Annotated in this window: 2 protein-coding genes; one reads left to right on the plus strand and one right to left on the minus strand. The window is 37.5% G+C overall.

Going from position 1 to position 2,518, the window contains the following annotated elements; translation table 11 throughout:
* Positions 1-192, plus strand: a 192-nt coding sequence (locus AFK68_RS36160) for a hypothetical protein (RefSeq protein WP_210407182.1), incomplete at its 5' end; no start/stop codon positions are given.
* 315 nt (positions 193-507) lie between these two features.
* On the opposite strand, the gene AFK68_RS02020 is transcribed toward AFK68_RS36160, so the two are convergent.
* Positions 508-2,010 (minus strand): CIA30 family protein, encoded by a 1,503-nt coding sequence (locus tag AFK68_RS02020; protein WP_210407183.1) that lies wholly within the window; start codon positions 2,008-2,010, stop codon positions 508-510.
* Positions 2,011-2,518 lie beyond the last annotated feature (508 nt).

The raw sequence follows: 2,518 nt of genomic DNA on the forward strand, positions 1-2,518 counted from the left end.
TCAACTGAAAAGCTGGTACTTTTTCCAGATATAAAATGGCTAAAACCTTTATATGTTAATGCTTTGATATTTAATCATCAAACCCTATTTAAAGTCAATCAGGACTTACGCAAAGGGGTGGTGGTGCATAGTAATGCTAAAGGAAGCACCGGGAGTGTGGGGAGATGGGGAGATGGGGAGATGGGGAGATAGAGTGTCAGTTATACGAAAAAATCTAATGCACTATTTTAGGTGAAACAGTCCACTACAAACTTCTAGGACGTTGCACTATATCATTGGGGGCGGGTTTATCTAATTAAATGTGAAAACTCATGAATTGAAAGGGGAACCCGCCCCTACGGTTGGTAACATTTTAGTCCAGTAGTCCACTACTGGACTGGCTCGACAGATCTAATATTAGGGCGGGTTTATATAAATCTTAGAGTAAGCATGAAAATTATAGCTAAANCCCGCCCCTACTATTGCACTATTTAAAGTGTGTCAGTCTACTACTCAACTATTCTTTATTTAAACTGTCAGAGGCAACTTTTTATTATCAGTTTCTAAACTATTAAATAACTTCTCCCAATTTTCAGCAGTTGCTTGATTTTCCTGATCTCCTTTTGCCTCAAAAGTTGTATTGCAAGCCTTATTTTCTTCTAAAACTTTGACACAAAGATCGGCAATATCATCCCGACTAACAATACCCTTAATATTATCACCTTGGTCAAATATTAAGGCTTGACCTCCTGGTTGTTCAGTCATTCCACAAGGTCGAATTACTGTATAAGGAATTTCACTCGAACGAACAACTTCTTCTCCTTTTAATTTCCAATTTAATATACCTTTTAATTGGTCATTCAACTTCACTATTGGAATTTGTTCATCTAAGTTTAAACCTGGTCGCCCCGGACGAGTTACACCCGCCGAACTAACTAGAACAAATTTAGGTAATTCGTCGCTACCATAAGCTTTAATAGACTCAATTTCTAACTGAAAAAATCCTGGTGCAAATTTAGGATTAAGTTCTCGGTTATATTCAAATTTACTTAACATTAATTGGTAAGAATAAATTTGACTAGGATTAAATGGTTGACCATTTTCAACAACTCTCGCACGGAAGACTGGAGTTAAATCTTTAAATGGAATGCGAATAGTTGTCCAGATATTGTAAACGGTGTCAAAAGAATAGCTATAACCAACTCCATCCCACTTGTCTTCGCAGCGGAGGAAAAATTTATAACGTTTGCCATCTCCTTTGACTCGGAGTTCGATACCAGCATATCCCAATAAATTCATTGGGGGGCCGAAGTTGCGGGTACGCACGGAGACAAAACCACCGGAGTTTTCTGTGGAGACATTACCAGAGAAAATAGCGCTACTACCTGTGAGACGGATGGAACTTTCGCTGACTCCCCCCATCACTACATCATCTAATGCACCCCAAGTTTCTTTGACATCTTGGGTGGGGTTCGTGAAGTCAAAAATGATTTTTTGGTTGCTTGGTTGTAGTTGTGGTTTTGCTGCTGCTACTAAATTTTTCATCCCTTCGTATTCGACGAGTTGGGGGTCTTCCACAACTTCTGGCATCAAATTTTTTTTGCCTTGGTTAGATTTGTCGCCGTTTGGGTTATCTTGTTCTACAAGTTGGACTCGCGTACCTGTACAACAGATAATTTTACTAACGTCTTTGAATATCTCAGGAGTGAGAGTTTCTGGTTTGGTAATATCGGCAGTTACTATTTCCACATTTTTACCAAGAACTTTTTGAGCTTTTTTGGCATCTCGAACGAGCGATCGTACTTGATAACCGCGCTTTAGGAGTCTAGGTACAACTCGTTTACCAATTCCACCATTCGCACCTACTACTAATACGACTTCTGATGTATTTGTTGCTTTAGGTGTCTTTTCACCAAATAATTTTTGTAACCATTTAACACTACCGATAAAGGGAACTACCCCAAAATAGGCTAGGGTTTGGAATAATCTACTTGCCTTCCATTTCGATGTTTGCTTGTCAGTCACGGCCATATCCTTAAATTTTAAATTTTAAACTTTTCCTTAATATATATTAAGATATATTAATAAATTTTGCTGGATGGCCTTTATTAAGTCAGAAGTCAGAATTCAGAAGTCAGAAGTTTTGGCGTTGCTGAAGTAGGGTATGTTGTCTCATATTTGTCTAGATATTGAAGAGTTTAGGAGTTAACTAGGGTTTGCTCAAAAAGTCTTTTTTAAGGAGCGGGGGAGTAGGGGAGTAGGGGAGTAATTTTTTTCTCAACTCTTGTTGAAAATAGGCTCCTTTTTTAGCTGTAAATACTTTGAGATTTAATCAGCCAGCCCTAACTACAAATTATATTTAGAAACAAAAATTTTCTTTTGAGTCAATCTCCTTCTCTTAAGAAAGGATAATTATTAATTATTAATTACTGAACTATCCCTTCGTAGAATTATGTTGAATAGGAATCTGAATTATCAATTCACTTCCTTCTCCTAATTGAGAATTACACAAGATACGACCGCCATGTTTTTCTACCAC

The organism is Hydrocoleum sp. CS-953 (genome assembly GCF_002260545.1).
Lineage (GTDB): Bacteria > Cyanobacteriota > Cyanobacteriia > Cyanobacteriales > Microcoleaceae > Trichodesmium.